Origin of the sequence: Oceaniradius stylonematis (assembly GCF_965223445.1) — a bacterium.
Classification (GTDB): domain Bacteria; phylum Pseudomonadota; class Alphaproteobacteria; order Rhizobiales; family Rhizobiaceae; genus Roseitalea; species Roseitalea stylonematis.
Genome location: NZ_OZ244994.1, coordinates 2,089,904 through 2,114,944 on the forward strand (window position 1 = coordinate 2,089,904; position 25,041 = coordinate 2,114,944).

A 25,041-nucleotide genomic window follows, 5' to 3' on the forward strand; every position below is an offset into this window, starting at 1 on the left:
TTGATGGCGGTCGCTTTACTGGATCGCGCGCGGCGGATCGAGCGGACGCGCGGGGTCCTGTGTCCATTCCGACATGGAGCCGTCATACATGGCCGACTGTTCGTTGCCGAGCACTTCGCTCAGCCCGAACCATGCGACCGAAGCCCAGTGACCGGTGTTGCAGAATGTGATGTTGGCTTCGTCCGCTCTAACGCCGACCGCCTCGACCAGGGCCTGAACCGTTTCGGGTTGCGCGAACAGCGCGAACTCGGCGGAATAGAACTCCGAATGCGGCAGGTTCACCGAACCGGGAATGGTGCCGGGCGCGGCCGCGACCGGGCTTTTCGTCTCGCCGCGGAACTGCTCGACCGGGCGGCCGTCGACGAGCTTGGTGCCGTCGTCGAGCGCGGCCAGAACGTCATCGGTTGTGGCAAGGACCGCCTCGTTCAGCGTGACCTCGAATTCGGAAACCTCGGCTGTGACCGGTTCGGCGACGCGCGCGCCGCCGACGGCATCATATTGGCGCCAGCCGCCATCGAGGATCGAAACATCGTCATGGCCCAGATAGCGGAACGTCCAGTAGACGCGGGTGGCCGAGCCGAACTCGGTCGAATCGGTGCCCCACGGCACGATGACGACATGGTCGTCATTGTCGATCCCCAGGCTCTCGATCAGGCCGGTTACGTCCTCGATGGCAGGAATCTTGCCCGGCACACCGTCGATCTCGGTGCGCCAGCCGGCAGTGTTGTAGGGCGCAGACACCGCACCTTCGATATAGGGGCTGTCGCCAAGGTCGGTGTTTTCGACATTGGCGCGAATGTCGACGATGACGATATCGTCATTGCCGGCATGGTCGATCACCCACTGGGCGCTGACGAGAGGCCCGGCACCATCATGGGCCAGCGCGGGCATGGCGGATGCGGCAAGCGCCGCGATTGCGATGTTGATGCGGTTCATGGGTTTGTCCTTTCGATGGCGTGCGGCCGGAATGCCCGGCGGTCTGCCAATCCAAACTTCCGCGAAAATAGCCGTGCCGCGGCGCTCAAACGAGGCATCGGCGCCGCAAGGGAGGGGCTGGCGGAGGAAATTTTTTCCGATGCGGCGGCAGTTTGCAGTACGTCCGTGCGATTTTTCCGCACCGGCCGAGCGGTTTTGCAGCAAGGTCCGGGGGGGGGACGACCCTTGGCCTAACGTCGGCCACGTCAGCCTTGGCCGGTCGTGGCGGGCATCGCCGAAGGCATTTCGAATCCTTGACGGTTTTGTGACGTTCTTCAGGTCAGCGCAGGGCGCCGATTCCGACCGTTGGACAGCACAATTTTCCTGACCGATTAATCAGCATTATCAGATAGTTGATGGCTACCGAGCGGCGATCGTCCGCAGCCGGTACGGCCACCCCACACCGTTGACACAAATCCTTCACGGGACTGTCATCGACCTTACAAACGGGCCTCCTATTCGACCTTGTGCGTATCGCAATTTTCCCGGGAGACCTATGATGTGGAAAACGCTTCTGGCGGCTGGCGCCCTTGCGCTGACGACCGCTGCGGCCCAGGCCGAAAAAATCGAGATCGAACTGTGGCATGCCATGGGCGGCGCCCTTGGCGAGGCGACCAACGCCGTTGCCGAGCAGTTCAACGCCAGCCAGGACAAGTACAACCTGACGCCGGTCTACAAGGGCAACTATGAAGAAACGCTGACGGCCACCATCGCCGCCTTCCGTGCCGGTGAACAGCCCAACATCGTTCAGGTGTTCGATGCCGGTGCCGCCACCATTATCGGTGCCGAGGGCGCCGTGATCCCCGCCCAGGACCTGATCGAAAATGCGGGCCTCGAGTTCCGCACCGACTACATTCCCGGCGTTGCCAACTTCTATGCCGACGAAAACGGCAAGATGGTCGGCATGCCCTTCAACTCATCGACCCCGATCCTCTACTACAATGTCGAGGCTCTCGAAAAAGCCGGCGTAGAGCCGCCCAGGACCTGGGAAGAATTCCAGGAAATCGCGCCCGCGCTGAAAGAAGCCGGTTATGTTCCGATGGCGCAGTCGCACCTGCCCTGGATCTTCACCGAAAACTTCATGTCGCGCCACAATCTGCAGTTCGCCACCAATGCGAACGGCTATGAAGGCGCCGAAGGCACCCGGCTCCTGATCAATGTCGAGCCGATCAAGGCCCACTTCGCGGCCGTCAAGGAATGGATCGACGCCGGCCTGTTCGGCTATTACGGCACCGGCTGGGGCGACAATCAGGCACCGTTCGAAAACGGCGAAGTGGCCATGTGGCTCGGCTCGTCCGGTTCGTTCGGCGGCCTCAAGCAGTCGGCCGGCTTCGAGTTCAGCGCCACCTATCTGCCCTATTGGGAAGCGGTCACCGAAGAGCCCTACAACACCTTCATCGGCGGTGCCGCGCTGTTCGCCATGTCCGGCCAGCCCGAGGAAGAGAATGAAGCCGCGGCCGCATTCTTCCAGTTCCTGTCCTCGCCGGAGCCGCAGGTCTTCTGGCACAAGGAAACCGGTTATGTGCCGATCACCGCGACCGCCTACGAGCTGGCCAAGGCCGAAGGCCATTATGACCAAGAGCCCGCAGCCGAAGTTGGCATCAGCCAGCTCCAGCAGCCCGGTGGCGACTGGACCAAGGGCTACCGGATGGGCTTCTACGTCCAGATCCGCGACGTGATGAACCGCGAATATGGCCGCATCTTCTCCGGTGAAGCGACCGTCGACGAGGCGTTCGACATCATCGAGGAAGAAGGCAACCGCCTGCTCGAGCGCTTCGCGCAGACCCAGAGCGGCTGACCCATCCGGCAAACCGATCGAACCCGGGGGCGCGCCGCGCTCCCGGTTCTTGCCTTGGCTCTCGCACTGGACAGGCCATGCACAAAGCCCAGTTTCAATCGCCGCTCTATCCCTATCTGCTCCTGCTGCCGCAGATGGCGATCGTCGCCATCTTCTTCCTGTGGCCGTCCGCCGAGGCGGTGCGCAGTTCGTTCTTTCTTCAGGATCCGTTTTTCGGCAACGAAACCTTTGTCGGCATCGACAACTACACCGATGCCGTGACCCGTTCGGACTATGGCCGGGCTGCCTGGTTCACCTTCCTGTTCACCGTGGTCGTGACGTTTTTTTCGCTCGGCATAGCGTTGCTGCTGGCGGTGGCCGCCGACAATGTCCTGCGCGGCCAGGGTCCCTACAAGACGCTCCTGATGTGGGTCTATGCAATCGCGCCACCCGTTGCCGGCCTGATCGGCATCATGCTGTTCGACCAGCACATCGGCCCGATTGTCGATTTCTTCGCCCTGTTCGGCTGGGACATGCGTGTCGGCGTCGACTATTGGGACAGCGGTATCGCCATGATGATCGTGGCGACATGGAAGCAGATCCCGGTCAACTTCATCTTCTTCCTGTCCGGCCTGCAATCGATTCCCAAGGGGGTGCGCGAAGCCGCCTCGATCGACAATCCCAGCGCGTCCGGCCGGTTCTGGACGATCATCTTTCCGCTGCTGGCGCCAACCAGCTTCTTCCTGATGATCATCAACATCACCTATGCCTTCTTCGAGACCTTCGGCATCGTCGACGTCATGCTCAAGGGCGAGCCGGGCAACAATCCCGTGACGCTCGTCTACAAGGTGTTCCTCGACGGTTTCCGCGGCAACGATCTGGGGGGATCGTCCGCGCAATCGGTTATCCTGATGGTGTTCGTGCTGGCGCTCACCATCGTCCAGTTCCGCCTGATCGAGCGACGGGTGCACTACACATGACCCGAGCCGGACGGACCATGCGGAGGCCGCGATGAGCCAGGACCAGATCGCCGTGACGGGCAAGCCGGTCGTCCCGGCCGCACCATCGGCTTCGGCAACCGGCGCCGGCTTCGGCGCGTTCGTGCGCCGACACCAGATTGTCGAGCATATCGTCCTTTTGTTCGGCGTGCTCTTGATGATGGGGCCGATCGCCGTTGCATTCACCACATCGACGCATGACCCGGTCACCATTCACTCCGAAGGCATGCAACTCGGTTTCGGAGACAATTTTCTGCCGACTTACGAGGCGGTCATCTTCGAACAGACCGGTTTCACCAAGCAGGTCACCGGCTGGGGCATGTCGCTCAACTCGCTTATCCTCGGACTGGGTTTTGCCATCGGCAAGATCATCGTGTCGATGCTGGCCGCCTACGCCATCGTCTATTTCCGCTTTCCGCTGGGCACGCTGTGCTTCTGGATCATTTTTTCGACGCTGCTGCTGCCGCTGGAAGTGCGCATTCTGCCATCCTACGAAGTGGTTCAGGGACTGGGGCTGCTGAACAGCTATACCGGCCTTATCCTGCCTTTGATCGCTTCGGCCACCGGCACCTTCTTCTTCCGCCAGTTCTTCAAGTCCGTGCCCAATGAACTGCTTGAGGCGGCGCGGATCGACGGCGCCGGCCCCTTCCGCTTCTTCTGGGACATCCTCGTCCCGCTGTCGCGGACCATGATCGCCGCCATCTTCATCATCATGTTCGTCGTCGGCTGGAACCAGTATCTGTGGCCGATCCTGATGACGACGGACGAGAGCTTCTACACCGTGGTGCGCGGCATCCGGCAGATCCTCCAGGTCTGGATCGGCGCGGACATCCCCGACTACAACGAGGCGTTGGGTCTGGCGATCATTGCGATGATTCCGCCGGTGCTCATCGTCATCATATTCCAGCGCATGTTCATCAAGGGCCTTGTGGAGAGTGAGAAATGACGACGCTCGAGATCAAGCAGGCGGTCAAGCGCTATCCGAACGGCGCGCTCGCCGTCAAAGGCGTCGATGTCACCGTCGAGGACGGCGAACTGGTGGTCTTTGTCGGCCCGTCGGGTTGCGGCAAGTCGACATTGCTGCGCATGGTCGCCGGCCTGGAGAGTGTGACCGAAGGCGAGATCGTGCTCGACGGACGGCTGGTCAACGAGGTTGAGCCGGCCAACCGGAACATTGCCATGGTGTTCCAGAACTATGCGCTCTATCCGCACATGTCTGTCTACAAGAACCTCGCCTACGGCCTTAAGAACCGCGGTACGCCGAAGGCCGAGATCGATGCCAAGGTGCGCGAGGCGGCCAAGCTCCTGCAGATCGGCGACTTTCTCGAGCGCAAGCCCAGCCAGCTGTCGGGCGGTCAGCGCCAGCGGGTCGCCATGGGCCGCGCCATCGTCCGCGATCCGGCCATCTTCCTGTTCGACGAGCCGCTGTCCAACCTTGACGCCAAGCTGCGCAACCAGATGCGGCTCGAGATCAAGCGCCTGCAGCGCCGTCTGGGGACGGCGGCGATCTACGTCACCCACGACCAGGTCGAGGCGATGACGCTGGCCGACCGGATCGTCGTCCTCAACAATGGCGAGATCGAGCAGATCGGCACGCCCGCCCAGGTCTATGGCGCGCCGGCATCGACCTTCGTTGCCAGCTTCATCGGCGCACCGCCGATGAACCTTCTGAAAGCGCAGACCGGCGACGGCGCGATCGTCATCGGCGAATCGCGCATCGAGGCGCCGGTGCGCGCCAACGGACCCGTCACGCTCGGCATCCGCCCGGAGCGCGCGCATCTGGCCAATGGCTCCGGCGGCGCCGACGGGCCGCCCATGAAGGTCGATACCGTTGAGGAACTGGGCGCCGTGCGGCTGATCCACGGATCGGTCGGGGGCCAGCATTTCACGGCCAACCAGTCTGCCGACGAGCCGATACCCGGCGACCAGGTACGGCTGCGCCTGCAGGCCGATGATCTGCACCTGTTCGACCATGGAACGGGCCGTCGGCTGTGAGCTTCGCCGGTATCGTTGGTGCCGACGGCGACCGGCCGCCACGCTGGCTCGATGTGCGGTTCGATGCGGCAGGCGCGCCGCTTCGCTGTTCCGGCAACACCATGGTCTGCCACCTGCGCGACGACGCCGGCCGCGCCGCAGTGTCGCAGATCGTGGCGCGTCTGGCATCTGCGCCCGCCGGCGGCTGTTTCGCCTTCACCGCGCCGGAAAGCTGGCACATGACGGTCTTTAACGGTCTGCTGCACGAGGCCGACCGCGACCGGCGCGATTTCTGGCCCGCCGGCCTGTTTTCCGATGCGGCCGACGATGAGGCCGACGCCTTCATGCTGGACCGCATGGCGACTGTCGATCCGCCCGATACGTCCATCCACATGGTTGCGACCGGATTTTCCGGCCTCGCCAGCCACGGGCTAGGCATCGCGCTGGCGCCTGCGACGGCCGGCGAGGAAAGAGCCATCCGGACCTACAGGGATCGTCTGGCCGAGGCCACCGGCCTTCAGGCGCGCCCCGGTCACGCGGATTACCGGTTTCACCTGACGCTCGCCTATCTCGTGCGCTGGCCGTCGGAGACCGAAGCCGAGGGCTTCGACACGGTTATGCAATCGCTTGCCGCCGAGATGGGCGACCTGTTCCCGCCGTTCCGTCTCGGCCCGCCGGAACTCTGCCTCTTCGATCACATGGACGAATTCCGCGTCGAGCGGATCGTCACGCCGGCACGAGCGGCCACACCAGCGGAATGATCGCCATGGCGGTGGCGAATGTCGTTGCGTCCATGATCAGGCCCAGACGCAGGAAGTCCGTGAACCGGTAGCCGCCGGCATTGTAGACCAGCGTGTTGGTCTGATAGCCGATCGGCGTGATGAAGCTCGCCGACGCCGCGATCATCACCGCCACGACGAACGGTCGCGGATCGAGGCCGAGCGCCTGTGCCAGCCCGATGGCGACCGGCGTGACGATGACGGCGACCGCATTGTTGGTGACCAGTTCGGTCAGCGCCGTCGTCAGAAGATAGACGCAAGCCAGGGCGACGACCGGCGCAAGGCCCATGAGCCAGGGTTCGATCGCATCGACGATGATCGTCACCAGTTCGGTCTTCTGCATCGCCGTCCCGATCGCCAGCATTCCGGCGATAAGGCCGAGCACCCGCCAGTCGACCGCCTGCACCGCCTCGTCCACCTCGACACACCGCGTCACAAGAACCAGGACCGCGCCGATCATGGCGATGCCGGCGATCGGCATGATGTTCAGTGCCGCACCGGCGACGACGGCGAGCGCGATGCCGATCGCCAGCGGCGCCTTGTCGCGGCGGAAGCCGCGTTCGGACGGCTCGGAAACGTTGACCAGATTGTTCTCGTCGGCAAACCGCGTCAGATCTTCCGGCGCACCCTCGATGAGCAGCGTGTCCCCGACCGCCAGCGGCGTGGTTTCGAAGCGGTCGGCCATGTTCATGCCGCCCCGGTGCAGGGCGATCGGATAAATGCCGAAGCGCCGCCGCAGGCGCAGATGCCGCAGCGTGCGTCCCAGAACGCGTGCACTCGGCCCGATCAGGATCTCGATCATCGCCGATGAGCGTGAGCCGGTCTGCTGCAGCGTGTTGTCGCCGCCCAGTTGCCCTTCTTCCTTCATCGACAGGATTTCGGCGACCGACGACCGCAGGACGACGATGTCGCCGGGCTCGAGGATGACATCGTCCAGATCGCGCCGCAGCGAGGCGTCGCCGCGCAGCACGTCGATGATCCGCCGTTCCGGCTGGTTGAAGGCGATCACCTCCCTTGCGCGTGCGCCCACATGCGGCGAGCCCTCGTCTATAACCGCCTGGACGATGAAGCGCCGGCCAGGCTGTGCCGTGCCGAGGGTCGTCACCGACTGGCGGTCGGGCAGAAGGCGCCGCGCAAAGAACATGACGGTGATGCCGGCGGTGGCGGCGATGAGCCCGACCGGTGCGATCTCGAAGATGGAAAACGGTGCCAGACCCTGGTCGCGGGCGACAGTATCGACCAGAAGGTTGGTCGATGTGCCGATCAGCGTGCACGTGCCGCCCAGGATCGCCGCATAGGACAGAGGAATGAGAAGCTTGGACGACGCCTGTCCGGTCTGGCGGGCGATCTGCACTGCGACCGGGATCATCAGCATCACGACGGGCGTGTTGTTCATGAACGCGCTCATCGCGGCCGTGGCGCCCAGAAAGGCGAAGAAGGACAGGGCCGGGCTCGACCGCGCATGCTCTGTCGCAAAGCGCGCGAACCGGTCCATCGCGCCGGTGCGCACAAGTCCCGCCGACAGGACGAACATCGACGCGATGGTCGTGATCGCCGGCGAGGAGAAGACCGCCAGCACGTCCGGGGTCTCGAGGATGCCGGCGACAAGGAGCACCGCGACGCCCAGCCCGGCGATCACTTCGGGCGCGCGCCATTCGCGCGCAAAGCCGGCAAACAGCGCGACGATCAGCGCGCCGGTCAGGATCGGTCCCAGAAGGTCGGGATCAAGCGCCATGGCCGCGGGCCCGTATTGTGCTTACCAATGTGGCGGCTTATCGACGGGAACGGCTTCCCGCATGCGCTCTTCGGCCTCGGAGAAACGCCGGGCCAGCACTTCCAGCTTCCGCCGCAGGTCGGCGATCACCTCGCCCTGCGAAACGACGACTTCGTTGAGATCGTCGATCATCTGCGCCTGGTGAGCGGCCAGAATCTCCAGATCGTCCAGTCGTTCCGTGTCGGTCTTGGCCATTGGCGGTCCCGTGTGAGCGGTCAAGGCTAGCATGGCGCCCCTGTCCAGTCCAAGCGGTCTCGCCGGACAAATGCGGCGATCGCGCGGCGCAACAGACGGCGTTTTCGGGCTGGATTCAAGCAATCAAGATGCTAGGGTTCGGCAATTTTGAAGCATGGATTTCTGCGACCGACGGGACCCGCATGGCGCCTTATGCAATCGAACTGACCGGCATCAACAAGAGCTTCGGCCCTGTGCATGCCAACAAGAACATCAACCTTGCGGTTCAAAAGGGAACCATCCACGGCATCATCGGCGAGAACGGGGCGGGCAAGTCGACCCTGATGTCGATCCTGTACGGCTTCTACCAGGCCGACTCCGGTCAGATCGAAGTCGATGGCAAGCCCGTCACGATCAATACGCCCAATGACGCCATCGCCATGGGAATCGGCATGGTGCACCAGCATTTCATGCTGGTGGAGAACTTCACCGTTCTGGAGAATGTCATGCTCGGCGCCGAGGGCGCGCAACTGATCAGCGGCTCGATCACCAAGGCCCGAAAGGAACTCAAGCGCCTGGAAGAGGAATATGCGCTCCAGGTCGACACCGATGCCATCATCGAGGAACTGCCCGTTGGGCTGCAGCAGCGCGTCGAGATCCTCAAGGCGCTCTATCGCGGTGCCGAAATCCTCATTCTCGACGAGCCGACGGGCGTGCTGACGCCGGCCGAGGCCGATCACCTGTTTCGCATTCTCGAGCAGCTCAAGGAGCAGGGCAAGACGATCGTCCTGATCACGCACAAGCTGCGCGAGATCATGGCGGTCACCGACAATGTCTCCGTCATGCGCCAGGGCGAGATGGTCGCCACCCGCAAGACGTCCGAGACATCGGTCGAGGAACTGGCCGAACTGATGGTCGGCCGGCATGTCCTGCTGCGCGTCGAAAAGGGCGAGGCGAAACCCGGCGCGGTGAAGCTGTCCGTCGAAAATCTCACCGTAAAGGACGGCCGCGGCGTCGTGATGGTCGACAATGTGTCGTTTGACGTGCGCGCCGGCGAGATCGTTGGCATTGCCGGCGTGGCGGGCAACGGCCAGAGCCAGATGATCGAAGCCATCGCCGGCATCAGGCGTGCCGAAACGGGACGGGTCCTGCTCGATGGGGAGCCGATCGGCGTCACCGGCGAGGCCGACCCCTTCATGCTGCGCAAGCGCGGCATGGCCCATGTGCCCGAAGACCGCCATCATATGGGCCTGGTGTTGCAGTTCGAGGAGAACGAGAACTCGATCCTGGGCTATCACGGCGACGCCGAATATGTGAACGGGCCGATGCTGGATATCGACGGCATCCGCTCCGATGCGCGCGACAAGATCGAAAAATACGACATCCGTCCGCCCAATTGCCGGCTGAAGACGGCCAACTTCTCCGGCGGGAACCAGCAGAAGATCGTGCTCGCCCGCGAGATGGAGCAGGACCCGACCGTCCTGATCGTCGGTCAGCCGACGCGCGGCGTCGATGTCGGCGCGATCGAGTTCATCCACAAGCGCATCATCGAGATGCGCGATGCGGGCAAGGCCGTTCTGCTGATCTCGGTGGAGCTCGATGAGATCCGCTCCCTGTCGGACCGGATTCTGGTCATGTTTGCGGGCCGTGTCGTCGGCGAACGTGGTCCGGACGCGACCGAGGGCGAACTGGGCCTTCTGATGGCCGGCGTCGAGGGCGAGCCGACAAGGGAGGCGGCGGAGTGAATAGGGTCCTCCGCCTGATGATCGCTGGCGCGGTTGCCGCCGCTTTTCCGTTGGCGGCCGCCCAGGCGCAGATACTCGTCGAACCCGACGCGGTTGGCACCTACGCGATGGCGCTCGACGAAACGGCCGTCTCCATGCAGGTGCGTGAGGCCGGTGACGGTATGTTCGAGGCGGCGGTTTCGGTCTCGTCCGAAGGCGAGATGGTTTTCGAGCGCACCTATGACGAGATGTTCTCGCTCTTTCAGGCGCCGGTCCTCAAGCTTGTCGAGATGGATGCGTCCAACGATGCGCCGGAACTGTTCGTGTCGCGCTACAGCGGTGGTGCCCATTGCTGCAATCTGGTCTCCATCGTCGCCGAAGGAGGCGACGGGAAATGGACCGAGATCGAGGTTGGCGCCTTTGACGGCGATCCGGCCGCCAATTACCCCCATGACGTGACCGGCGACGGCATCGCCGAGATCATCACGCTGGACAACGGGTTTCTTTATGCGTTCGCGTCCTATGCGGGCTCGTTCGCACCGACAATCGTACTCGCGCTGCGCGATGGCGCGATCGCCGACGTGACCGGCGAGCCGGAGTATGAGTATGTGCTCCGTTCCGCAATCCGCAACATGGGCGCGATGCCGGATGAAGGCGAAACGCGCAATTCATGGCTGGCCGCCCATGCGGCGATGCAGCTGCGTCTTGGCGAAGAAGACCCGTTCGCGCTGGCGGACAATGATTTCGATCCCGAACCGGACTGGGGCATGACGTTCTGCAAAGACGAAGGGACGGAAGCCTATGATTGTCCCGAAAACCGCATCGGCCGCACCGCGTTTCCCGTTGCGCTCAGGCAATTCCTGAGCGAACGGGGCTATATGGAGTAAACCGAACCCATGGCTGCCCCTTACGCCAAACTGCCCGCCTGGGTCGATTACGGCCTGATCCCGCTCATCAACGTGACCGTGGCTTTTCTTGTCGCCGGTCTCGTCGTGCTGTTGGTGGGCGAAAACCCGGTGCGCGCCGCGCAGCTTCTCGTGCAGGGCGCGTTCGGTTCGGGCGACGGCATCGGCTATACGCTCTTTTACGCGACGAACTTCATCTTCACCGGCCTTTGCATGGCCGTCGCTTTCCATTGCAGCCTGTTCAACATTGGCGGCGAGGGACAAGCCTATGTCGGCGGCCTCGGAGTTGCGATCGTCTGCCTGGCCTTCGACTCGGTCTTTCCCTGGTGGATCAACCTGCCGCTGGCGACGATCATGGCCGCGCTGACCGGCGCTCTCTGGGCGTTGATTCCTGCCTGGCTGCAGGCGACGCGCGGCAGCCACGTCGTCATCACGACCATCATGTTCAACTTCATCGCCGCCAGCCTGATGGTCTATCTGCTGGTCGGCCCACTCAAGCCCGTCGGTTCCATGGCGCCCGAAACACGCACCTTTGCCGAGGGCGCGCAGCTTCCGCGGCTCGACTGGATGCTGGAAATGTTCGGCCTGACGATCCGCTCGGCACCGCTCAACATCACCTTCCTGCTTGCGCTTGCAGCCGCGTTTGGCGTCTGGGTTTTGATCTGGCGCACCCGACTTGGCTACGAAATCCGCACCATGGGCTTCTCGCCCACCGCTGCCAGATATGCCGGCATAAACCAGACCAAGGTGATCGTCATCGCGATGATGGTGTCGGGCGCCATGGCGGGCATGATGGCGCTCAACCCTGTGATGGGCGACCAGACGCGCCTGCAGATGAACTTCGTCGCCGGAGCAGGCTTTGTCGGCATTGCCGTGGCGCTGATGGGGCGGTCGCATCCGGCCGGCATCATTCCCGCGGCGATCCTGTTCGGCATGCTCTACCAGGGGGGCGCCGAACTGTCCTTTGAGATGCCCACCATCTCGCGTGACATGATCGTCATCATCCAGGGTCTGGTGATCCTGTTTGCCGGCGCGCTCGAGCACATGTTCCGGCCGACCATCGCGCGGATGTTCCACATGGCCGGCGGCGGGACGCTCAAGCCCACGCCGCAGCCGGGCGAATAGGGGGCGGTCATGGGCATGTTTGAAACACTGATCCTGATCCTCGATTCCACCGTCCGGCTGGCGATTCCGCTGATGTTCGCTGCGCTCGCCGGGCTCTATTCCGAACGCTCGGGCATTTTCGACATCGGCCTTGAAGGCAAGATGCTGGCCGCCGCCTTCGCCGGCGCGGCCGCGGCCGCCGTCTATGGCAGTGCCTGGATCGGCCTGTTTTTCGCGATCGTCGTGTCGACGGCGCTGGCGCTGGTGCACGGCTTTGCCTCGATCACCCACCGGGGCAACCAGATCGTCTCCGGGGTTGCCATCAACTTCATTGCTGCGGGCACGACGATCATTTTGGGGCAGGCCTGGTTCCGTCAGGGTGGCCGTACGCCGGCCCTCAGCGCCGAGGGAAGCCGCTTTACCGCCATCGACCTGCCGTTCGCCGAAGCGGTTCGCGACGTGCCGGTCCTCGGCCTGGTCTACTCCGAGCTGATCTCGGGCCATTCGATCCTGGTCTATCTGGCCTTCGCGGCGGTGCCCTTTACCTGGTGGGTCCTGTTCAGGACGCGGTTCGGCTTGCGCCTGCGCGCCGTCGGGGAAAACCCGGGAGCGGTCGACACGGCCGGCATCTCGGTGACCTGGCTGCGCTATCGGGCCGTGATGTGCACCGGCATTTTGTGCGGTTTTGCGGGCGCTTATCTGGCGGTCGCGCAGAATGCGGGCTTCGTCAAGGACATGACCGCAGGCAAGGGCTTCATAGCGCTGGCTGCGCTGATCTTCGCCAAGTGGAAACCGGTGCCCGTCATGTTCGCCTGCCTGCTGTTCGGCTTCCTTGACGCGGTGGCCATCCGCTTTGCCGGGATCGATATCGGCCTGTTCGAGGTTCCGCCGCAATTCATGCAGTCGCTGCCCTATATCCTCACCGTGGTCCTGCTGGCGGGCTTCATCGGCAAGGCCATCCCGCCCAAGGCCGGCGGCCAGCCCTATGTGAAGGAGCGCTGACGATGGCCGGCCTCGACGATCTTCTGGCGGCAGCAAAGGACGCGATGGGCAAGTCCCGCCCGACCTATTCGCGGTTTCCCGTCGGCGCCGCGATCATGACCGAGGACGGCCGCATCTTTGCCGGCGGCAATATCGAGGTGGCGTCCTATCCGGAAGGCTGGTGCGCCGAAACGACGGCCTTGTCGCATTATGTGATGGGCGAAGGCGGCACAATCACCGATATCTGCGTCATCGCCGAGCGCTTGCCGCTCTGCACGCCCTGTGGAGGCTGCCGCCAGCGTCTCGCCGAATTCGCGCCGCCGGACGCAAGGCTGCATCTGTGCGCCGACGGCAAGATTGCAAGGACGCTGACCATGGCCGAGATCTTTCCGCTCGGCTTTGACGGGGACGTGCTGACGACATGATCACCACCATCGATCACATCATCGAGCGGCTCGAGGGGCTGGCACCGCAGACGGCCTTCATTCTGGGTTCCGGACTTGGCGGCCTTGTCGCGGCGATCGAGGATGCGGTGCACCTGCCTTATGAGGAACTGGACGGTTTTCCCGCATCGGGCGTCAGCGGTCATGCCGGCGAACTGGTTGCCGGCAAACTGTCCGGCAAGCCGGTCATGATGCTGTCCGGCCGCGCCCACTACTACGAAAAGGGCGATGCGGCGGTGATGCGCCCGGCAATCGAGATCCTGCACGGCCTTGGAATCCGCAATCTCATCCTGACCAATTCCGCCGGCTCCCTGCGCGAGGATCTGCCGCCCGGTTCGGTGATGCTGATCACCGATCACATCAACTTCGCCGGCACCAACCCGCTGATCGGCGAGGAAAACGACCGCCGTTTTGTCGGTATGACGAGCGCTTATGATGCCGGCCTTTGCGACCGGCTGCGCGCCGCGGCCAGTGCCGAGAACATCGAGCTGGGCGAGGGCGTCTATATGTGGTTCTCGGGGCCGAGCTTCGAGACACCGGCCGAAATCCGCATGGCACGCACGCTTGGTGCCGACGCGGTCGGCATGTCGACCGTGCCCGAAGTGATCTTGGGCCGGTTCGTCGGGCTCAATTGCGCGGCTTGTTCGGTGATCACCAATTTCGGTGCTGGCATGACCGGCGGCGAACTGTCCCACCAGGAAACCAAGGACATGGCGCCGGTCGGCGGTGGGCGCCTTCAGAAGATCTTGAGCCGCTTCGTCGCCGAGGCCGGTTAGCCGTGCTTGCTCAGGAGATCATACGCATCAAGCGCGACGGCGGCGCGCTTTCGCAGGCCCGGATCGCCGAGTTCATCGCCGGCGTCACCGACGGCTCGGTCACCGATGCGCAGATTTCCGCGCTCGCTATGGCGGTCTTCTTCAACGGCATGGACCGCGACGAAACTGTCGCGTTGACCCTGGCAATGCGCGACAGCGGTGACGTGCTCGACTGGTCGGACATCGACCGGCCGGTCTGCGACAAGCATTCGACCGGAGGCGTCGGCGACAATGTCTCGCTCATGCTGGCGCCGATCGCCGCCGCCTGCGGCCTTGCCGTGCCGATGATCTCAGGGCGGGGCCTTGGCCATACCGGCGGAACGCTCGACAAGATGGAATCGATCCCCGGCTACAATGTTGCGCCGGACAACACGCTGTTCCGCACCATAACACGCGACATCGGTTGTGCGATCATCGGCCAGACTGGTGACCTCGCGCCCGCCGACAAGCGCATCTATGGCGTGCGCGACGTGACCGCGACGGTCGAGAACCTGTCACTGATCACCGCCTCGATCCTGTCCAAGAAGCTGGCCGCCGGCCTCGGCGCGCTGGTGCTCGACGTCAAGTTCGGCAATGGCGCGTTTATCGATGATATCGCCGAGACCCGCGCGCTGGCCGAAAGCCTCGTGCAGGTCGCCAACGGCGCCGGCACAAGGACGGCGGCCATCCTGACCGATATGAACGAGCCGCTCGCGTCTGCCGCCGGCAATGCGGTGGAGGTGGCGAACGCGGTGCGTTTCCTGACCGGCGATGATCGCGATCCGCGCCTTGAAACGGTCGTCCTGACGCTGGTCGGCGAAATGCTGGTGCAATCGGATCTCGAAACCGATCGCGATGCCGCCATCGCAACGGCCCGGGCCGCGCTGGATGATGGCCGTGCAACCGAACTGTTCGGCAGGATGGTCCATGGCCTGGGCGGCCCGGCCGATTTCGTCGAGAAGTTCCGCGACCATCTGCCCGTCGCGCCTCTGATCGAGGACGTGCCGGCGCCTTCCGGCGGTTTCGTTTCGGGCGTCCAGACACGGGCGCTCGGCGTTGCTGTCGTCGAGATGGGCGGCGGTCGACGCCGCCGCGAGGACGAGATCGACCATGCGGTCGGGCTCGACCGGATCGTGCCGGTTGGCACATCGATACAGAAGGGCGATCCGGTCGTCCGTATCCACGCGCGGGATGCGGCCTCCCTAGAGCGCGCGCGTCAAGCCGTCCTGAGCGCCGTATCGATCGCCGAAGCGGCGCCCGCAACGCGGCCCGTCATCGCTGAAACCATAACCGACTAACGTTTCAGGACCAGCGTTCCGTTCTCGTAGGAAAAGCTTCGTAGCCTGTTCAGGAAGCTCATGCCGATCAGCACGGTGTTCAGCGCCCGGTCTTCCAGCACCAGCGCTTCCACCTGGCGCACGCGCACCGAGCCGACGCGTACCTTGTCGATCACGGCGCGGGCGCCCATGACCGTTCCATTGGCGGTTTGGACCGGATAGACGAAGTCCGCCGGCGACAGGCGAATGCCGGCGCGCCGTGCTGTGGATTCATTGAGCGCGACGGTGGTGGCGCCCGTATCGATCAGACCTTGAACCCGCAAATTGTTGAGCTCGAATTCGGCGACATGATGCCCGCGTGCATCGGCGCGCAGCCGCTCCATGCCCGAAAGCGCGGCGGAATGCACCGCCGGCTCCCCGTCCGATACGGGCATGTCGATGGCGGCGTTGCGCGAATCGGGAGCGACCGCGCGATCCGAGACGAAGTCGGAAAACGCGACCGCCGCAAAGCTGACCGCGCCGAAGATGAAGAGATAGCGCACCATGGCATGCCTCCGCCGAAAGAGGATGCCATGTCCGCCTTCCCAAAGGGCTAAACCGGGGACCGCCCTGCGAAAAAGGTAAACAAGGATTTCCCGAAAAAGATCGAACGTTATCTATTTCGTGCCGTACATGCGGTCGCCCGCATCGCCGAGCCCCGGCACGATATAGCCATGATCGTTGAGATGGCTGTCGATCGAGGCGGTGATGATCGGTACGTCCGGATGCGCCTTGACGAATTTGTCGATCCCTTCGGGCGCGGCCAGAAGGCACACGAACCGCAGATTCGCTGCCCCGCGCTCTTTCAGCTTGTCCACCGCCGCGATCGCCGAGTTGGCCGTGGCCAGCATCGGATCGACGACGATGGTCAGCCGGTTGGACAGATCGTCGGGCGCCTTGAAATAATAATCGACCGGCTCCAGCGTTTCCGGATCGCGGTAGAGACCGATATGGGCGACACGGGCCGACGGGACGAGGTCGAGCATGCCTTCCAGCAGGCCGTTGCCGGCACGCAAGACCGAGGCGAAGACCAGCTTCTTGCCCGCCAGGATCGGCGCTTCCATGTCGGTGAGCGGCGTCTCGATCGTCTCCTTGGTCATCGGCAGTTCGCGCGTCGCCTCATAGCAAAGAAGATGCGAAATCTCGCCCAGAAGGCGGCGGAACCCCGCCGTTGACGTTTCCCGTTTGCGCATCTGCGTCAGCTTGTGCTGGACGAGCGGGTGATCGACGACATTGACCTGTTTCATGAAGAGCGCCTTGCAACGGTTGAGCCGGACAAGCCTAGCGCGGCGACCGACAGGGTGAAAGCCAATGCGCGCTGCGCCATGCTGCGGTTCACAGTCAAATGATGGCTTGGCCTAGCTTTCCGAGCAGCTTGGTGCGCGTGTCGTCATCGCAGAATGCCGCCTCGATTGCCGTCCGCGTAATCCCTTTGAGCGCAGCATCGTCGAGGCCGAAATGGTCGCTTGCGATCCGGTACTCGTTGGCAAGCGAGGAATGGAAATGCGGCGGATCGTCGGAGTTGAGCGTCACCTTGACGCCGGCGTCTCGCAGTCTGTTGAACGGATGGGACGCATAGTCGGCAAAGACCCCGAGCGCGATGTTGGAGGCCGGACAGATTTCGAGGACGATCCTTTCCTCGGCAAGCCGTTCCACCAGCGCCGGGTCTTCGATGGCCCGGACGCCGTGGCCGATGCGTTCGGGCCGCAGATGGTCGAGCGCGTCACGCACGCTTTCGGCGCCCGCCAGTTCGCCCGCATGGACGGTGATCCGGAGGCCAGCATCGCGCGCAATGTCGAAGGCCGGCGCGAAGTCTTTGGGATGATGCATCCGCTCGTCGCCCGCCATGCCGAAACCGGTGATCAGCGGATGCGGGTTGTCGGCGGCGAACCGTGCCGCCCGTTCCACCGCCTCGGGCCCGCCATGGCGCAAGCCGGTCGCGATCATCCGACCCTCGATTCCCGTCTCGGCTTTCGCTCGCTCGATCCCCTCGGCGAGCCCGTCAATATAGGCGTGCGGGGAAAGGCCCGTCTGCTCGGCATGATCGGTGGAGATGAAGATCTCCGAATAAAGGCAGCCGTCGGCAGCCAGCGAGGACAGATAGTCGTGCGCCAGACGCGCATAGTCGTCGCGCGTGCGAAACAGCGCCGCCACCGTGTCGTACACGTTGAGGAACGCGGTGAAGTCGGTCCATCGGTATGCGCCGTCAACGACGATCTCCGACAGGTCCGCGCCGTGGCGTTCCGCCTGCGCCAGCGCAAGCGCCGGGCTCACCGCCCCTTCGATATGACAATGCAGTTCGGCCTTCGGCACCATCGCGATCTCCTTGCGCGTTCCCCGCGACGAAAGGGCAGCTTGCGGCCCATGGCCGCGGACAGGCATAGGCTGGGCCGTTTTCTTGTCGCCCGTTTTGCTCTACATCGGGCGGCAGCCTGAACGCACGCACCTTTTTCATGGCGGGGTCCCATGTCCACATCCAGAACCGGCGCCGGCGACGCGATGAAGCGCAGCTTCGGCTTTTCCCAGGTCGCCGAGAGTGAGAAGCAGGCCCGCGTCGACGATGTCTTCCATACGGTCGCGCGCCGGTATGATGTGATGAACGATCTGATGTCGTTCGGCCTGCACCGTGTCTGGAAGGACGCGATGATCGCCGCGCTGGCGCCGCCCAAACGGCCGGGCTGGCGCATGCTCGATGTCGCCGGCGGCACTGGCGACATTGCCTTTCGCGCGGTCGAAGCCTCGCGCGGAAACGCCCATGTCACCGTGCTCGATATCAACGGATCGATGCTCGATGTCGGCCGCGAACGGGCGGACGCACGCGGCTTGTCCGACCATGTCGATTTCGTCGAGGCGAATGCCGAGGAGCTTCCCTTCGGCGATGCGGCGTTCGATGCCTATTCGATCGCGTTCGGTATCCGCAACGTGCCGGATATTCCCAAGGCATTGCGCGAGGCGCGGCGCGTGCTCAAGCCGGGCGGCCGGTTCCTGTGCCTTGAATTTTCCGAGGTGGACATGCCGGTTTTCGACCGCGTCTATGAAGCCTGGTCGTTCAACGCCATCCCGCGGATCGGCCAGACGGTTGCCGGCGATGGCGAGCCCTATCGCTATCTGGTCGAGTCGATCGCCAAGTTTCCGCGCCAGGCTGATTTCGCCACGATGATCGGCGAGGCGGGATTCAAGCGCGTGACGTGGCGCAATTATTCGGGCGGTGTCGCGGCGCTCCATTCGGGCTGGAAACTCTGACCCGATGACCAGCCTTTTCGCTGCCATGCGCCTTTTGCGCGCGGTCTGGGTGCTGGCGCGCGAGGGCGTGATCGCCGCCCTGCCGCGACAGGGCCTTTCGGGGCCGGCACTCACCGGGCACAAGATCGCCACCCGGCTGGCGCGCAAACGCTCGGAGGGTCTCGACAGCGCCCAGCGCATGACCAAGGCCATCGCCCGGCTCGGCCCGTCCTATGCCAAGCTCGGCCAGTTCCTCGCCACCCGGCCCGACATTATCGGTCTGCAGATGGCCGTCGATCTGGCCACGCTGCAGGACAATATGGAGAGCTTTCCGAGCGCCCAGGCCCATGCCCGCATCGAGGAATCGCTGGGCCTCCCCGTGGACGATCTCTATGCGCGCCTCGACGAGCCGATCGCCGCTGCGTCGATCGCCCAGGTCCATCCCGGCATCACCCGCGCCGCCGACGGCAGCGAGCGCAGGGTTGCCGTCAAGGTGATCCGACCGGGCGTGCGCAGCCGTTTCGACCGCGATCTGGAGGCCTTCTTCCTGTTTGCCCGCATGCAGGAGCGCTATATCCCCTCGACCCGCCGGCTGCGCCCCGTCGCCATCGCCGAGACGCTCGCCCAGTCGACGCGCATCGAGATGGATTTGCGCCTCGAAGGCGCGGCCCTGTCCGAACTGGCCGAGAACACGAAGGACGATCCAGGCTTCCGCGTGCCCAAGGTCGACTGGCAGCGCACCGGCAGGGACGTGCTGACAATGGAGTGGATCGACGGGATCAAGATGAGCGACGTCGATGCGCTCAAGGCCGCCGGACACGATCTGCCGCGCCTTGCCGTCAACGTCATCCAGTCTTTCCTGCGCCATGCAGTGCGCGACGGCTTCTTTCACGCCGACATGCATCCGGGCAATCTGTTCATCGACACCAATGGCGACATCGTTGCCGTCGATCTGGGCATTGCCGGCCGCATCGGCATCAAGGAGCGCCGCTTCCTTGCCGAGATCCTCTACGGTTTCATCCGGCGCGATTACCGCCGCGTCGCCGAAGTGCATTTCGAGGCCGGCTATGTGCCGCCGCACCACGACATCGAGGCCTTCGCCCAGGCCCTGCGCGCGGTGGGCGAGCCGATCCGCGACCAGTCGGCGGACACCATCTCCATGGGCAACCTTTTGACGCTGCTGTTCGATGTCACCGACATTTTCGACATGCAGACCCGGCCCGAACTTCTGTTGCTGCAAAAGACAATGGTCGTCGTCGAGGGCAATGCGCGGGTGCTCGACCCGCATTTCGACATGTGGGCGGCAGCCGAACCGATCGTGTCCGACTGGGTCAGGCGCAATCTCGGCCCCGCCGCGCTCGTCAACGATGCCCGCGACGGCGTGCATTCGGCTATCCGAATCGCGCGGCAACTGCCCGAACTGGCCGATCGTACCGAGCGGCTGAGCCGCGACATCGGCGCCATGGCCGAGCACGGACTGAAGCTGGCGCCGGAAACGGTGGCCCGGATCGGCAAGGCCGAGGCACGCGAAAGCCGCTGGGGCAGGGTCGCCCTGTGGGTGATCGCGCTGGCTGCCATCTGGATCGCCATCGCCGTCAGCTGATTTGATTGCAATGATTGCGATATTGTGTGCAATGTGATTGCGTTGCAATCACAGGGATTCGTCATGGCATCGATCACGATCCGCAATCTCGATCCGGCCACCAAGGAAGCCCTGCGGCTTCGGGCCGCTGCCAACAACCGGTCGATGGAGGAAGAAGCCCGAATCATCTTCGGGGCGCTGGCCAAGCCAAGCCCTGCTGGCGCGCCGTCTGTAACGGAAACGGCCGCGATTGCGACCGCGCAAGTCGGCTCCGGCATCCTCGTCGACAAGCGCATCCTGCTCATCATCGGTGGTGGCATTGCGGCGTACAAATGCCTCGATCTCATTCGCCGGCTGCGCGAGCGTGGCGCTCACGTCCGCTGCGTGATGACCAAGGCGGCCGAAGAATTCATCACGCCGCTGTCTGTGGGCGCGCTCACCGCCGATACCGTCTTTACCGATCTGTTCGACCGGCAGGATGAGCACGATGTTGGCCATATCCGGCTGGCGCGCCAGGCCGATCTGATCGTCGTCGCGCCGGCGACCGCCGATCTGATGGCCAAGATGGCGCACGGGCTGGCGAACGATCTGGCCTCGACGGTGCTGATGGCCGCAAAGGCGCCGGTCCTCATCGCGCCGGCCATGAACCCGGCCATGTGGGACCACCCCGCAACACGCCGCAACCGCGAGACCCTGGCCGGCGACGGCATCGGTTTTGTCGGGCCCAATGCCGGCGAGATGGCCGAGAGCGGCGAGGCGGGTTATGGCCGCATGGCCGAACCGCTGGAAATCGCTGCCGCCGTCGAAGCCTTGCTCGACAACCGGCCCAGGCCGCTTGCCGGCAAGACCGTGATCGTCACGTCCGGTCCGACGCATGAGCCGATCGACCCGGTGCGCTACATCGCCAACCGCTCATCCGGCAAACAGGGCCATGCCATCGCCGCCGCGCTGGCCGAACTGGGTGCGACGGTGCGGCTGGTCTCCGGGCCGGTCACCATTGCCGACCCTGTCGGTGTCGAGATGGTGCGGGTCGAAAGCGCCCGCGACATGCACGATGCGGTGCATCAGCTTTTGCCGGCCGACGCAGCCATCTTCGCCGCCGCGGTCGCCGATTACAGGCCCGCCACCGAGTCAGGCGACAAGATCAAGAAGCGCGATGGCGGCATCGAAGCCGTCGCGCTGACGGAAAACCCCGACATTCTCGCATCGGTCGGCACGCACGATACCGCGCGCCCGCGTCTCGTCATCGGGTTTGCCGCCGAAACCCGCGATCTGGTCGCCAATGCCGAGGCCAAGCTCGCCAGGAAGGGCGCGGACTACATTGTCGCCAACGATGTCTCGCATGACAGCGGGATTGGCGGAGAGGGAGGGGTGATGGGCGGCGACCGCAACCGCATCACGCTGGTCTCCAAGGGCGTCGCCGAACGCTGGCCCGAGATGGACAAGACCGAGGTGGCGGCCCGGATCGCCGCCTTGGTGGCCGAACGGCTCGAAACCGTCACGGTCTGACGATGGCGGCCGGCGGTTATGGTGGCGTTCGTTGAACAGTCTGTTCCATCGTTCACCCATGTGCCGTGGCGGCAATCCACCCTATCTTGACGTCAACAAAGGAGTTGACCGCCATGTCCATTCGACCCGTCAAGCACGTCTCCGGCACCACGCCCACCATGGAAGGCGCCGGGGTCCATCTGCATCGCGTCTTCGGCTTCGGCGATCCGTCCATGACGGACCCGTTCCTGATGATGGATGATTTCCGCAACGATTCGCCCGAAAAGTATGCGGCAGGTTTCCCGTGGCACCCGCATCGCGGCATCGAGACGATCACCTATGTACTGGCCGGCTCCGTCGATCATGCAGACAGCCTCGGCAATGCCGGCACGCTCGGCCCGGGCTCGGTCCAGTGGATGACCGCCGGCTCCGGTATCCTGCATCAGGAAATGCCCAAGGGCGATACGTCCGGCCGCATGCACGGTTTCCAGCTCTGGGCGAACCTGCCTTCCGGCGAGAAGATGACGACGCCGCGCTACCAGGATATCTCCGGCGCCGACATTCCCGAAGTGATCGACGACGACGGCACGCGCGTCCGCGTCATCACCGGCGAATTCTGGGGCAAGAAGGGCCCGGTCGACGGTATCGCCGCGGACCCGCAATATCTCGACGTCTGGGTGCCCCCTCTGACGCGCAAGGCCCTGCCGATCGACACCTACCGCTCGGCCTTCGCCTATATCTTCGAGGGCTCCGGCACGTTCCGCGACGCCTCCAAACCCTTCGGCGTGCTCGTGGAAAAAGAGGTCAATGGCGAGGAGATTCATCTGCGTGACCTGTCCGGAGACCGGACGCTGGTCGTCTTCGACACCGGCGATGAAGTGGTCGTGCAGTCCGGCGAGAAAGGCATCCGTTTCCTGTTGGTCACCGGCAAGCCGATCCAGGAGCCGGTTGCATGGCACGGCCCGATCGTCATGAACACGCAGGAAGAACTGGCCCAGGCCTTCGCCGACCTGCGCTCGGGCAACTTCATCCGCGAACAGGCGCGGATGTAGGCGCATTGTGCCGGCCCGCCGATCCGAGCGGGCCGGTCCCCTCAGTTGCGCGGAAAGTTGGGCCGGTCGGTGTTGTAGTGCTCGGCCAGATAGTCGAGGACCAGCGTGTAGTCGGGCTCTTCGATCGGGTTCATGCCCTGCTCGTCGACCATCCATTCGATCAGATCCGCCCAGCGCTCGCGCGTCAGGCCCTGCTGCGCGACCAGCATCTCGGAGTGGCAGGCGGCGCAGTGGACATAGGTTTCCTCGGCGCCTTCACCGGGCACCAGCGCGCCAAACGGACTCTCGCCGTTTTCGCCGGCCTGCGCCGCCGCAGCCGTCATCATGAACGCTCCGGCGATCGCCGGACGCAGCATCATCGAAAGGTTCATCATTGCTCCATCGGAAAGGCGCGGGGGTGGCCGGCCAACGCCGGCCACCCTTCTTTCAGGATACGGTCAGCGCGACGCGGTGCATGGTGTTGTTGAGATACCCCTTCGGGTTCCAGGCGATCTCGAAGGGCTGTTGCGCGCCGGCATCGTCCGTCGCCCGCGCCCAGACCTCGTAGTAGCCGGCCTGCGGAAACCGGACGTTCGTCCGCCAGTTCTGCCAGGCGCCGTCATTGACCGGCTCATCGAGTTCGGCGCGCTGCCATGTGGCACCGAAGTCGATCGACACGTCCACTGCCGTGACCCGGCGGTCTCCGGACCAGGCATGCCCGCGCACCTCGACCGACCGCCCCGCAGACGTGCCCGTCGGCGGCGCCGTGATCAGTGACTTGACAGGCATCCGCTCGATGATCACGAAGTCTTCCTCCGCGACATCCTCACCCGGAGCGACCGGCCGGTTCGGCACGCGATAGGACGTTCCCGTCATTTTCGGTCCGTCATGGACGACATCGCGCAAGGTGATGCTGGTGAGCCACTTCTGCGAGCAAGAGCCCGGCCAGCCCGGAACAACAAGCCGCAACGGAGCCCCGTTGTTGGGATGGATCGGTGCGCCGTTCTGCGCCCATGCGATCAGGACATTGTCGGACATCGCCTTTTCGATCGGCAGGCCCCGCGAGATGGGCAGTTTCTCCGGGTCACCGGACAGGTGGGCGTCGGCGCCCACATGTGCGGTATAGACAACCTGGGGCTGAACACCTGCCGCCTCGAGGACATCCCTGAGCCTGACGCCGGTCCATTCCGAGCAGCCGATCGCGCCGACCGTCCATTGGTTGCCGCTTGCCGGCGGATCGAAGGCGGCGCGCCCGTTTCCGCCGCATTCGATGGCAAGCGCCATCGTATGCACCTCGAAACGCTCCTGCATGTCCGCGATGGTCATCGTCATGGTGTTGTCGACGAAACCGTCGATGGTCAGCGTCCAGCCGTCGGCATCCACCTCGCCCAGTTCGTGCGGCGGAATGCCGTTGTTGCGAATGAAGTGCCGTTCGGTTGGTGTGATCGGATCGTCGAGAAGATGCGCCGGCGTTTCGGCGTTGATCGGGCGGTCGTTGAGCAGCGTGAGCCCATCCTTGCCGACCAGCACATCATCTTGTGCAAAGGCTACCGGAATGAACCCGGCCGGCATGTTGCGGTGGAACGGGATGCTTGCGCCGAGCATCGCCCCCATGGTCGCCAGCCCCGCACCGCGCAGGAACCCGCGCCGGTCGGTGTTGGTCCGGCGGCCGAACAACGCCCAATCGGCCGCTTCGGGGTCTTCTTCGAAACGCGAAAACAGGCCGTCGGCCCGTTCGCCCTGGTCCTTGAGATCATGTGCCATATGTTCCTCCTCCGCGCAGCTTGGCAGCCGCAACGCTCATCGCAGCGTGAGCGGAACGTCGCGGTCGGGAATCATGGCTGTTTCAGCCAGCCTCCGCGCAGCACGATACGGCGGTCTTCAACGTCTCGCCATATCAAGGCGCCGCGTGTGGAAGGGGCCGGTCTCGCGCTGCCGTGGCGCTTTGGGAACGATGACCCCGACCCGTTCAGCTTGCCAAAACATACAGGTTCCGGCAA

Annotated in this window: 24 protein-coding genes; 16 read left to right on the plus strand and 8 right to left on the minus strand. The window is 64.2% G+C overall.

Translation table 11 applies throughout. From position 1 onward, the window contains the following. Positions 1-15: 15 nt before the first annotated feature. Complete coding sequence (locus tag ACOQOU_RS10325) at positions 16-936, minus strand: sulfurtransferase (protein WP_306026242.1); 921 nt, start codon at positions 934-936, stop codon at positions 16-18. A 535-nt stretch (positions 937-1,471) separates the two neighbouring features. Here ACOQOU_RS10325 and ACOQOU_RS10330 point away from each other — a divergent pair. From ACOQOU_RS10330 to ACOQOU_RS10350, 5 genes are all read left to right on the plus strand, one after another. After that, entirely contained in the window at positions 1,472-2,773 is a 1,302-nt protein-coding gene (locus ACOQOU_RS10330; RefSeq protein ID WP_109767023.1) for an extracellular solute-binding protein, read from the plus strand. A 77-nt stretch (positions 2,774-2,850) separates the two neighbouring features. After that, positions 2,851-3,732, plus strand: a complete 882-nt coding sequence (locus ACOQOU_RS10335) for an ABC transporter permease subunit (protein WP_109767022.1) — start codon at positions 2,851-2,853, stop codon at positions 3,730-3,732. Between the two features lie 175 nt (positions 3,733-3,907). Next, complete coding sequence (locus ACOQOU_RS10340; RefSeq protein WP_375567810.1) at positions 3,908-4,696, plus strand: ABC transporter permease subunit; 789 nt, start codon at positions 3,908-3,910, stop codon at positions 4,694-4,696. After that, on the plus strand, positions 4,693-5,745 hold the full coding sequence (ugpC, locus tag ACOQOU_RS10345) for a sn-glycerol-3-phosphate ABC transporter ATP-binding protein UgpC (RefSeq protein WP_109767020.1): 1,053 nt from the start codon (positions 4,693-4,695) through the stop codon (positions 5,743-5,745). Before ACOQOU_RS10340 ends, ugpC begins: the two co-directional genes overlap by 4 nt. After that, entirely contained in the window at positions 5,742-6,485 is a 744-nt protein-coding gene (locus tag ACOQOU_RS10350; protein WP_306026243.1) for a DUF1868 domain-containing protein, read from the plus strand. Before ugpC ends, ACOQOU_RS10350 begins: the two co-directional genes overlap by 4 nt. On the opposite strand, the gene ACOQOU_RS10355 is transcribed toward ACOQOU_RS10350, so the two are convergent. Next, positions 6,451-8,238, minus strand: coding sequence for an SLC13 family permease (locus ACOQOU_RS10355; RefSeq protein ID WP_306026244.1), 1,788 nt, complete (start codon positions 8,236-8,238; stop codon positions 6,451-6,453). The genes ACOQOU_RS10350 and ACOQOU_RS10355 overlap by 35 nt on opposite strands. 21 nt (positions 8,239-8,259) lie before the next feature. Continuing rightward, a complete protein-coding gene (locus ACOQOU_RS10360; RefSeq protein WP_158585171.1) occupies positions 8,260-8,472 on the minus strand; it encodes a SlyX family protein in 213 nt (70 codons plus the stop codon). A 182-nt stretch (positions 8,473-8,654) separates the two neighbouring features. Between ACOQOU_RS10360 and ACOQOU_RS10365 the strand changes: the two genes are divergently transcribed. The 7 genes from ACOQOU_RS10365 to deoA are packed head-to-tail and all read left to right on the plus strand — an operon-like array spanning position 8,655 to position 15,700. Continuing rightward, positions 8,655-10,196 (plus strand): ABC transporter ATP-binding protein, encoded by a 1,542-nt coding sequence (locus tag ACOQOU_RS10365; RefSeq protein WP_109767016.1) that lies wholly within the window; start codon positions 8,655-8,657, stop codon positions 10,194-10,196. Continuing rightward, positions 10,193-11,062, plus strand: coding sequence for a hypothetical protein (locus ACOQOU_RS10370; RefSeq protein WP_147393275.1), 870 nt, complete (start codon positions 10,193-10,195; stop codon positions 11,060-11,062). Before ACOQOU_RS10365 ends, ACOQOU_RS10370 begins: the two co-directional genes overlap by 4 nt. Positions 11,063-11,071: 9 nt before the next feature. Next, on the plus strand, positions 11,072-12,205 hold the full coding sequence (locus tag ACOQOU_RS10375; protein WP_109767014.1) for an ABC transporter permease: 1,134 nt from the start codon (positions 11,072-11,074) through the stop codon (positions 12,203-12,205). Positions 12,206-12,214: 9 nt separating this feature from the next. Further along, on the plus strand, positions 12,215-13,186 hold the full coding sequence (locus ACOQOU_RS10380; protein WP_306026245.1) for an ABC transporter permease: 972 nt from the start codon (positions 12,215-12,217) through the stop codon (positions 13,184-13,186). Positions 13,187-13,188: 2 nt separating this feature from the next. Further along, positions 13,189-13,590, plus strand: coding sequence for a cytidine deaminase (cdd, locus tag ACOQOU_RS10385; RefSeq protein WP_306026246.1), 402 nt, complete (start codon positions 13,189-13,191; stop codon positions 13,588-13,590). Then, positions 13,587-14,384 (plus strand): purine-nucleoside phosphorylase, encoded by a 798-nt coding sequence (locus tag ACOQOU_RS10390; protein ID WP_306026247.1) that lies wholly within the window; start codon positions 13,587-13,589, stop codon positions 14,382-14,384. Before cdd ends, ACOQOU_RS10390 begins: the two co-directional genes overlap by 4 nt. 2 nt (positions 14,385-14,386) lie before the next feature. Then, positions 14,387-15,700 (plus strand): thymidine phosphorylase, encoded by a 1,314-nt coding sequence (gene deoA / locus ACOQOU_RS10395; protein WP_306026248.1) that lies wholly within the window; start codon positions 14,387-14,389, stop codon positions 15,698-15,700. Here the strand turns inward: deoA and ACOQOU_RS10400 are convergent. The 3 genes from ACOQOU_RS10400 to ACOQOU_RS10410 all read right to left on the minus strand — a co-directional run bounded on the left by ACOQOU_RS10400 (position 15,697) and on the right by ACOQOU_RS10410 (position 18,034). Continuing rightward, complete coding sequence (locus ACOQOU_RS10400; protein ID WP_109767009.1) at positions 15,697-16,224, minus strand: retropepsin-like aspartic protease family protein; 528 nt, start codon at positions 16,222-16,224, stop codon at positions 15,697-15,699. The genes deoA and ACOQOU_RS10400 overlap by 4 nt on opposite strands. A 111-nt stretch (positions 16,225-16,335) precedes the next feature. After that, a complete protein-coding gene (gene upp / locus ACOQOU_RS10405; RefSeq protein ID WP_109767008.1) occupies positions 16,336-16,965 on the minus strand; it encodes a uracil phosphoribosyltransferase in 630 nt (209 codons plus the stop codon). Between the two features lie 94 nt (positions 16,966-17,059). Continuing rightward, on the minus strand, positions 17,060-18,034 hold the full coding sequence (locus tag ACOQOU_RS10410; protein WP_306026249.1) for an adenosine deaminase: 975 nt from the start codon (positions 18,032-18,034) through the stop codon (positions 17,060-17,062). Between the two features lie 150 nt (positions 18,035-18,184). Here ACOQOU_RS10410 and ubiE point away from each other — a divergent pair, with 150 nt between their 5' ends. The 4 genes from ubiE to ACOQOU_RS10430 all read left to right on the plus strand — a co-directional run bounded on the left by ubiE (position 18,185) and on the right by ACOQOU_RS10430 (position 23,062). Then, positions 18,185-18,961: a bifunctional demethylmenaquinone methyltransferase/2-methoxy-6-polyprenyl-1,4-benzoquinol methylase UbiE gene (ubiE, locus tag ACOQOU_RS10415; protein WP_306026250.1), complete on the plus strand. Its 777-nt coding sequence runs from the start codon at positions 18,185-18,187 to the stop codon at positions 18,959-18,961. A gap of 4 nt (positions 18,962-18,965) precedes the next feature. Then, positions 18,966-20,543 carry a 2-polyprenylphenol 6-hydroxylase gene (gene ubiB / locus ACOQOU_RS10420; protein WP_306026251.1) on the plus strand — a complete coding sequence of 526 codons (1,578 nt, stop codon included), beginning with the start codon at positions 18,966-18,968 and terminating at the stop codon, positions 20,541-20,543. Between the two features lie 63 nt (positions 20,544-20,606). Then, complete coding sequence (gene coaBC / locus ACOQOU_RS10425; RefSeq protein WP_306026252.1) at positions 20,607-22,031, plus strand: bifunctional phosphopantothenoylcysteine decarboxylase/phosphopantothenate--cysteine ligase CoaBC; 1,425 nt, start codon at positions 20,607-20,609, stop codon at positions 22,029-22,031. 113 nt (positions 22,032-22,144) lie between these two features. Continuing rightward, positions 22,145-23,062, plus strand: a complete 918-nt coding sequence (locus ACOQOU_RS10430) for a pirin family protein (protein ID WP_306026253.1) — start codon at positions 22,145-22,147, stop codon at positions 23,060-23,062. Positions 23,063-23,103: 41 nt separating this feature from the next. On the opposite strand, the gene ACOQOU_RS10435 is transcribed toward ACOQOU_RS10430, so the two are convergent. After that, the gene (locus tag ACOQOU_RS10435; RefSeq protein WP_120222640.1) at positions 23,104-23,436 is read right to left on the minus strand and encodes an aldehyde dehydrogenase; all 333 of its coding nucleotides are present in this window, start codon (positions 23,434-23,436) and stop codon (positions 23,104-23,106) included. A gap of 52 nt (positions 23,437-23,488) precedes the next feature. Then, complete coding sequence (locus ACOQOU_RS10440; RefSeq protein WP_306026254.1) at positions 23,489-24,805, minus strand: sulfite oxidase; 1,317 nt, start codon at positions 24,803-24,805, stop codon at positions 23,489-23,491. Positions 24,806-25,041: the final 236 nt, after the last annotated feature.